At 57.3% G+C, this 7,713-nt stretch carries 8 protein-coding genes; 2 read left to right on the forward strand and 6 right to left on the reverse strand.

The annotated features are described in order from the left end of the window. Window positions 1-448: 448 nt before the first annotated feature. From RMO15_RS00605 to RMO15_RS00625, 5 genes are all read right to left on the reverse strand, one after another. A complete protein-coding gene (locus RMO15_RS00605; protein ID WP_309706886.1) occupies window positions 449-2,284 on the reverse strand; it encodes a DUF2723 domain-containing protein in 1,836 nt (611 codons plus the stop codon). 48 nt (window positions 2,285-2,332) lie between these two features. Further along, window positions 2,333-2,893, reverse strand: coding sequence for a hypothetical protein (locus RMO15_RS00610; protein ID WP_309706889.1), 561 nt, complete (start codon window positions 2,891-2,893; stop codon window positions 2,333-2,335). 252 nt (window positions 2,894-3,145) lie between these two features. Further along, entirely contained in the window at window positions 3,146-3,328 is a 183-nt protein-coding gene (locus tag RMO15_RS00615) for a hypothetical protein (RefSeq protein WP_309706891.1), read from the reverse strand. After that, on the reverse strand, window positions 3,325-4,257 hold the full coding sequence (locus RMO15_RS00620) for a hypothetical protein (RefSeq protein ID WP_309706893.1): 933 nt from the start codon (window positions 4,255-4,257) through the stop codon (window positions 3,325-3,327). The genes RMO15_RS00615 and RMO15_RS00620 overlap by 4 nt, the downstream gene beginning before the upstream one ends. 12 nt (window positions 4,258-4,269) lie before the next feature. Next, on the reverse strand, window positions 4,270-4,446 hold the full coding sequence (locus RMO15_RS00625) for a hypothetical protein (RefSeq protein WP_309706894.1): 177 nt from the start codon (window positions 4,444-4,446) through the stop codon (window positions 4,270-4,272). Window positions 4,447-4,602: 156 nt separating this feature from the next. Between RMO15_RS00625 and proS the strand changes: the two genes are divergently transcribed. Next, complete coding sequence (gene proS, locus RMO15_RS00630) at window positions 4,603-6,084, forward strand: proline--tRNA ligase (protein WP_309706895.1); 1,482 nt, start codon at window positions 4,603-4,605, stop codon at window positions 6,082-6,084. 44 nt (window positions 6,085-6,128) lie between these two features. Here the strand turns inward: proS and RMO15_RS00635 are convergent, their stop codons facing one another. Next, complete coding sequence (locus RMO15_RS00635; protein ID WP_309706898.1) at window positions 6,129-6,863, reverse strand: SDR family oxidoreductase; 735 nt, start codon at window positions 6,861-6,863, stop codon at window positions 6,129-6,131. A 52-nt stretch (window positions 6,864-6,915) separates the two neighbouring features. Between RMO15_RS00635 and RMO15_RS00640 the strand changes: the two genes are divergently transcribed. Next, window positions 6,916-7,707 carry a redoxin domain-containing protein gene (locus RMO15_RS00640; protein ID WP_309706900.1) on the forward strand — a complete coding sequence of 264 codons (792 nt, stop codon included), beginning with the start codon at window positions 6,916-6,918 and terminating at the stop codon, window positions 7,705-7,707. Window positions 7,708-7,713 lie beyond the last annotated feature (6 nt).

Below are 7,713 nucleotides of genomic sequence, written 5' to 3' on the forward strand. Positions count from 1 at the left end.
GTCGTATTTTGAATCGTTTCCTTGAATTTGGCCGTTGTGAGAGCTATGCCATCGTGTCGCCTTCTAACCTAGTAACTTAACGAGGTAGGTTCAGAAAATGCAGTTAAGCACGTCTATCCAAAAACGTTATGCAACAAAGCCATTGCAAGCGTAACATTCCCATTACCTCCTGTAAGAGTGTAGTTACGGGAAAAGCCATTCGAGGAGTCCCAGGCGTTATTATTATAGAGCGACCAGTCAAGAAGTGTCTGCGCCTTTGCGACGGGTGCCAGTGCAATAAAAAAATAAATAACAAAAGCAATCAGATGTTTAAAAACCGATCTTAACATGGTATCAGTTTCGGTAATCTCCAAAAAAATTGGAGATCATCCAAATTAATCTAGTATTTATAGCGGCTTTTAAGATGTTAATATCACCCTGACTTCTCGGGTACGGGGCGGGATGCTTGTCATTGTGCAGTGTCGCCGCCAGACGTCACTTTAAGCCCGGCTTCGACCCCTGAGTCGCGGAAGATTAGGCTGGCCCCGGTGTAGTGCTCGCGGGCCAGCTCGCGCTGTCCCTGCTTCTCGGCAAGCAGGGCTAGGGCTTTGTGGGCACTAAAGTAGCGCACAATCACGTGAAGCTGGAGAGGATCACTTTCCTTATCGTTTTGGTAGACTCCTCGAACCTTGAGCAGTGGCCACAGAGTGGCGTTCTGCGCGAGAATCACCGGGGCTGTGGGCTGAGTACCCGGTTCGTAGAGGCGCTGGGTAATGCCCCACGGGACGCGTACAAAAGGCTGGAGCCTCTGATTCAGTGAGGGTAATCCCACTTCCGCCGAGTGGTTGTCCTGTCGGTCATCCGAGACGAGGAGCACAGGACGATCCTCCGCAAGAGCCGTCCGAACCAGAAGCTGGAGATACGTGCCATCCGTTGTGGCCTCGCGTGGCAGGCCATAGGGCGAGGGTAGGCCGCGCCATTGGTGCTGCAGATGAACAAAGTACCAACTCTCGTCGTGGTAGAGAGTCCCTTCCAGCAAGTCCACATTTAGCACCGTCACATCAGGGCGCTGGTGTTTGACGAACTTCAGGTACCAGAGGGTAAAAACGGTGTTGTTGGTCGCCAGGACCACGGCATTTTTGGGCGAGCTGGTCAAGATATTAGCTGCAAAATCCGCTTCGAGAAAGTTACTGCTCTTCTCTGTTGCTGCCAGGTGAGTGGTCATCTGCACCAAGGGAATAAGAAGTGCCAGTATCGCCAAGGGGCGCACCATCTGGGGCCACTTGCCACTCAGCCACGTTCCCACTTGCCCCATCCCCACCGCAATCCAAACGGCCACACAGAGATACGAGGGGATATAGTAGACATAGATATCCGAGATCGCGTAGTTGGTCGCGTAGATAATGTCTACCAGAAACACCCAGCCCGTCAGCGCCAAGATAGGCCGCTGACGTTTCCCGAGCGCGATCATCCCCGGCACCACAAAAGCCAGAAAAACGCCCCCAAACTCTTTCCAGAGTGCGCCCGAGGCGTAGTTCCAGAGGCGCAAGTGCCAGGTAGCTAGTGGCTGGATGAACATCAGCTGACGATACTGTGAGCCATTAACATGCTGGAAAAACCGGGGCCAAGTCTGCGGATCGCCCCACTTGAGCGGCGAGTCACTGAAGTGTGCGGCCAGCGGCACGTAGGCATAAAGAAGCAGGGGGAGTAGAAAGAGGGGGAGCAGCACCAAGAGTTTCTTGAGACCGACTTTGCGAAGTGCCAGCACCAGAAAGCCCGGCAGAAAGAGCGCCATCGTGAGGTTGTTGGTCAGTGAGAGGCCATAGACGAACACCAGTGCCTTCAAGACAGATTCGCCCCGCTCTAAGCGCACACTGAGCCAGAGAATCGTGCAGAGAAACAGCGCCGTGAGGGTGTAGACCTCGCACGAGAGCGACTGCTGCCAGAGAGTCGGGGCAAAGGCAAGTAAAAGCGCTGTACTTATCGCAACAGGCCGCGAGGAAACCAGCGCCGCCACAAAGCGGTAGAACATCGCGACAGCTCCGGCTCCAAAGAGCGCCGTCATGAGATTGACGCGCATCGCGGGCTCTTCGATCAGAGGGGCGAGTCCAAAGAGAAATGCACGTCCCAAAAGCGTGAAGAGCGGGTAGCCCGTAGGATGGCAGATCCCCAGCGTGTACATCGCGGTCTCGAAGTCGCCGTCATCGCCCGTGTAGATCGTCCGGCACATGGTCGCGGCGTAGACAATTGCAGCGAAGGCAAAGAGCAGCCACGCGATCTTACGGTCGGAGAGGGTTTGGGACACAACGAAAGTATCGGTGTGCCCCCGTAACTTTTACAGTCCCCCACTCATTTAGGGCGTGTAGACAAAGCCGCGCCACTCACCGTTGTTCGTCAGCCCCATGCCCGTCATTTGCCCTTTATTGTTCAGGCTTCGAGGGATGATCTCCGCAAAGTTTGAACCCGGCGGGATCAGCCAGTCAATAGCCTGAGGTTTGCCGTTCTTCCAGTAGAAGGGCCAGAAGTGCTTATCGTTATAGACTACTCCCAGAGCCTGTCCCTGGTCATTTACTGCCATGACTTGCCCTTGGTAGCCCGGTGGAATGGAGAGAAGTGTCGGCTCCGAGGCAGCGTTTTTCCAGATAACCGGCTTGCCCTCGACCGTTCCTCCGATAACGCCGTTTTGCGACAGTGCCAGTGCGGCTCCTTTGCCACCATCTCGCAGCACAAGAAGCCTCCCGTACTGCCAGACAACGGGGCATGCCTGGGTCATTCCTGCCACTGTCCCCCTGTCATTGATCGCGAACGCCAGAGAGTTGTCTTTTGCGCTGAAGCCAGGAAGAGGCGTTCTCTTACCAGTTTTGTCCCAGACGGTGGCGCGTACTTCGTTTGCCGAGAAGATTGAGTAGCCCACGACGGTGCCCTCAGAGTTGACTCCGAGAGCCCAAAGGTCACTGGCACCTGGTAACCCCGTGAGAGTGCTGATCTTTCCCTTTTCCCAGAGGATGCCAAACGAATGGTCTTTAGCGTTTTGGTAGTTGCCTGTGATGAAGTCACCATTAGCTGAGATTGCTTCGGGCTCTGCCGTTGTCGCGCCATTGGGAAGCGCAAGTGCAGTTGCTTTGTGATGGGTTCCCTGCCAGAGAACCGGCCTTACGGGCGTCCCTCAGCCAGGTTCTCCCGACCAGCCGATGATCTGCCCTTTATCGTTGATGGCTGTCGCGCCGCACGCCGGGTCTTTATCGCTGAGAGTGGGAAGCTCGGTGAGGCTGGGAGAGTGCGCTGGGATGAGCTGGCTCCAGAGAAGTGTCGCCACTGCTACACCACAGACCACGGAGGTTCGTTTCATAGAACACCTCGCAAGTAGTCTGGGCCATCGAGTGCTCCTTGGGGAGGGACTATTTTCGAGAAGGCATCGCTGGTCTCTTGGATCGCAAACAGCAAGGGAAACTTTCCAGGGGGTGGGCTGGGGGTGTACGTCCCTGCCCCCCAGGCACGTCCCTCGGCGAATGCACGGAACTTTCGAATCTTTGTACTGGCCTGCTCCAGTACAAAGACACCGTCCATTTTTCCCTCTAGTCCACGCTGACCATCTCCCGTCTGCATGGCATAGTCACCGGTGAAGCGAATCTCAACGATCTCAGAGGTTTTCTGGAGGATAGTGCCCTCAAACCGGGCTCGCTTTACCTCGCTTCTCTTCCAGAAGTTAGGCTCTCCCCGCACAAAGTCCGTAAGGTGGTAGCAAGCGAGCCTTGCCACCAGAGTAGGCGGTAAGGGGAACTTCCCGCTAGAAGGTGCCTCAGCCATCGCACGAACCTCTTGGGGCAAGACCCAGATGTGGTCACGCGCCGCTCCCTTATTGAGCTCATGACAGCCCACAGGCAAGGGATGGATCCGAACAAAGATACGCAAGAGAGAGGAGCCCGTCGGCGCAAGGCGTGTAAAATCACTACCAAGCTCACTCGTGGCAATAGTCACCGGAGCGGGCGGTTTTTGGGCATACTTCTCCTGCCCGGTTTTTAATAGCTGTAGCAGACGCTCTACATCGCGGTTATTGTTGAAGCCGTATCCCACCCCATCGGCTCCGGCCACGTAGTGTCCCTGTGCCGTCTGCCCACTTGCGATCTGGGGGTTCACACTCAAGGCCATTGTCATGAACCAGTTGCGGGCGGGCGACTTTCCATTCTGAATTTCGTGAGTATCCCCCGTGACGGGAATAAAGTCCTGTTGAAGGGATTTGATCACACGTGGATCGCTAAACTTGGACGCACGGTCCAATTTCCCGTTGTTTCAAACACAGCCCAGAGGGTTGCCGTTCATAATCCAGAGATACAAGGGCTTGCGGGTGCGCTGCGCTTCGAGTCGAGCCGCCATGATGTTAGTGCGCCAGGGAATCTGTAGCCAGAGTTCTTCTTCCGAAGTGGGGAGTACTACCTTCATCTTTTGATCCAGCGTATCAAGAGTCATCGTTGTTTCCTTACAAGCAAACCATTCCTGCTTTTCTTTGAACTATACCTGATGGCAAGCTGGTGAGTTGGTGAGTGATCGAGGATTTTTCGTGTGTGATCCGATACAATCGGGCGGGCACTTTAGCGCCTCACACTTTCATCACGACAAAGAATTATGGCAAAACAAACTATCACCACACGCGAAAAAGACTACTCGCAGTGGTATCTCGATATCGTCAAAGAGGCAGATCTTTCTGACTACTCGCCGGTGCGCGGCTGCATGGTCATCAAGCCCACGGGCTACGCGATCTGGGAGATGATCCAGCAGGGGCTCGACAAGCGCATTAAAGACACGGGCCACGTCAACGCCTACTTCCCCCTCTTTATTCCCGTGAGCTTTCTCACGAAAGAGGCACAGCACGTCGAGGGCTTCGCGCCGGAAGTTGCCGTGGTGACGCACCACAGATTAGAGAGCGATGGCAAGGGCGGGCTGGTTCCGGCTGCGCCACTGGAGGAGCCGCTGGTGATCCGCCCGACCTCTGAGGCGATTATCGGGGATAGCTTCTCGCGCTGGGTGCAGTCCTGGCGCGACCTACCGCTTCTGATCAACCAGTGGGCCAATGTGGTGCGCTGGGAGCTGCGCACGCGCCCGTTTCTGCGTACGGCAGAGTTTCTCTGGCAGGAGGGCCACACCGCCCACGCCACCCACGATGAGGCCGAGGAAGAGACCCTCAAAATTCTCCACGAGGTCTACTCGGACTTTGTCGAGAACGTCATGGCCATTCCCGTCTTCAAGGGCCTCAAGACCGAGAAAGAGAAGTTCGCGGGGGCGCTGCGCACCTACGCCATCGAGGCGATGATGCAGGACGGCAAGGCGCTGCAAGCGGGCACGAGCCATAATCTCGGGCAGAACTTCGCCAAAGCTTTCGAGATCAAGTTCCAGGGCCAGAACCAGAACGAGATCGAGTACGCCTGGACGACATCTTGGGGCGTCTCAACCCGTTTAATTGGGGCGCTGATCATGGCGCACTCCGACGATGACGGCCTCGTGCTGCCGCCGCGCCTCGCCCCGACCCAGGCAGTGATTGTCCCGATCTACAAGAACGACGAGGAGAAAGCCGCCACGCTCGCTGCCGCCGAGCAGCTCAAGGCGGCGATTGGCGACAAGGCGCGGGTTAAGATTGACGTGCGCGACAACCTCACGCCGGGCTTTAAGTTCAACGAGTGGGAAGTCAAGGGCATCCCCGTTCGCATCGAGATCGGGCCGCGCGATGTGGCCAACCAGACCGTCGTGCTGGGCCGCCGGGATCGTCCGGGCAAAGAGGGTAAGCGCTTCGTCAGTTGGGCCGAGCTTCCCGACGTCCTGCCCGCGCTTCTCGAAGAGATCCAGACCGCACTCTATGATCGGGCAAAAGCCTTCCGCGATGCGCACGTGACGGATGTCGCCAACTACGCCGAGCTGACCGCTGCGGTCGAGACCGGCTTTGCCCGCGCTTGGTGGGCAGGCTCGCGCGAGGACGAGGACAAGATCCAGCTAGAGCTAAAAGCCACGATCCGCTGCATCCCGCTGGAGGCAGACCAGCCCGGCGGCGAGGGTGTCTGTGTGCTCACCGGCCAGCCCGCCACGCAGCAAGTCTTGTTTGCGCGGAGCTACTAATCCAGCCCCCCTAACCCCCGCCGGGCGGGGGTTAGGGGGTGATCTCACCACGTAAATCGGGACGGCTGAATGCCGCCCTCGATCCACAAGAACTTCCCATTGGTCTCACTTGCCGGTGCGGCGACGATCTTGCAGACCAGCTCAGCGGCTTTCTCGGGTGGATCGCCACCGGTGCGCTCGACTAAGTCCGCCCAGCCGGGCATGCCGCCAAAGTCTCGGATGTCTTCCCACATCTCGGTCTTGACCTCGCCAGGGTGGATCGCGCAGCACGAGAGCTCGGTGCCAGAGAGCTCGGCGGCGAGCTGGCGGGTGAAGAAGTTGAGGGTGTACTTGGAGAGAATGTAGTCCGCGCCGGGGCCATCGGGCGAGGCGAAACCGGCTGCGGAGCTGACATTGATGATGCGTCCCCAGCCGAGTTTTTTCATCCCTGGCGCACAGAGTCGGGCAAGCAAATACGGCGCGTAGACATTGGTGAGCAGGGTCTGCCGCCAGCGCTCTGGGTCGCTCTCGGTGATCTTGTCGAAGCCATTGTGGACGCCTGCATTGTTAACCAAAACCGAGACCGGGCCGAGCGCGGCGAGCACCTGCTCCATCGCCACCAGGTCGCTAGCATCTCCGACACAGATTCTTCCATCAGTGAGCGCTGCCGTCTCTTCGAGCTTCTCCCGCCGTCGCCCGACCAGCGCGACTGAGAAGCCTTCTTGAGACAGCGCCACAGCGACGGCTTGGCCCACGCCACTGCCTGCGCCGGTGATTAGCGCAATCTTTCTTGCCTTCATAGGATTCATTGTACAATGCGGCTATCCGAGACTTTCGGATGGGAGGAAACGTATGAGAGGGTATCTAACGGCAGCCTTGGCTGTCGCTCTGCCTCTCGCGGCGATTTCGCAGACGCAGACCCCACCTAGTGCGGGTCAGGCGGAGCTGGAAAAACTCCAGCTAGAGCGATCGCAGCGAATGCAGGCGGCAAGCAAAGAGCTAAAAGGCGAGGTAACCGCCACCAAGATGGCAAAGCTTCAAGACGACTACGCCAAGATCTACCAAGATCTCTGGCCCCGCTACGAAAAGCTAGCAAAAACCAGCAAGGGCGGTGTTCAAGTGCGGGCACGGCTCGACATGATCCAGCTCGCCCAAATGGGACGAAAGTACGAGCAGATCGAGGCAATCGCCAACGCAATTGTCAAAGAAAACCGGAATGTCGCAGAGACGGCGCAGGCTGTCACGGTACTCTCCCGACTGGGGATGGCTCTGGGCGGAGGGATGAGCGCAAAGAACGCAGAAGAGCAGAAGGCAGCGACACTTCTTGGCCAGAAGAAGGTGGGCGCTTATCTGGCGGCATTAGAAAAATCCAAGAACCCAGTGGTGCGGGCAGGGGTGCTCTACTACCAGGCGCAGGCCGAGCGTGATGCGACGAAGAAATCGGCGATGTTTGCACAGCTTTTAGAGAAGTATCCCACCACCGACTACGGGAAGATGGCTCAGGCCGCGCGTTTTGAGGCGGAAAATCTTCAGATCGGGAAGGCGGCCCCCAACTTCACCGCCACGGACGAGAACGGAAAGACATTTACGCTCGCCGACTACAAAGGCAAAGTCGTGGTTTTAGATTTCTGGGGATTCTGGTGAGGACCC

The organism is Armatimonas sp., from assembly GCF_031410135.1.
Lineage (GTDB): Bacteria > Armatimonadota > Armatimonadia > Armatimonadales > Armatimonadaceae > Armatimonas.

Excerpts from the sequence above, each read along its gene's own strand:
- RMO15_RS00615 (WP_309706891.1), bottom strand. The coding sequence starts at position 3,328 with ATGAAACGAACCTCCGTGGTCTGTGGTGTAGCAGTGGCGACACTTCTC.
- RMO15_RS00625 (WP_309706894.1), bottom strand. The coding sequence starts at position 4,446 with ATGACTCTTGATACGCTGGATCAAAAGATGAAGGTAGTACTCCCCACT.
- proS (WP_309706895.1), top strand. The coding sequence starts at position 4,603 with ATGGCAAAACAAACTATCACCACACGCGAAAAAGACTACTCGCAGTGG.
- RMO15_RS00635 (WP_309706898.1), bottom strand. The coding sequence starts at position 6,863 with ATGAAGGCAAGAAAGATTGCGCTAATCACCGGCGCAGGCAGTGGCGTG.
- RMO15_RS00640 (WP_309706900.1), top strand. The coding sequence starts at position 6,916 with ATGAGAGGGTATCTAACGGCAGCCTTGGCTGTCGCTCTGCCTCTCGCG.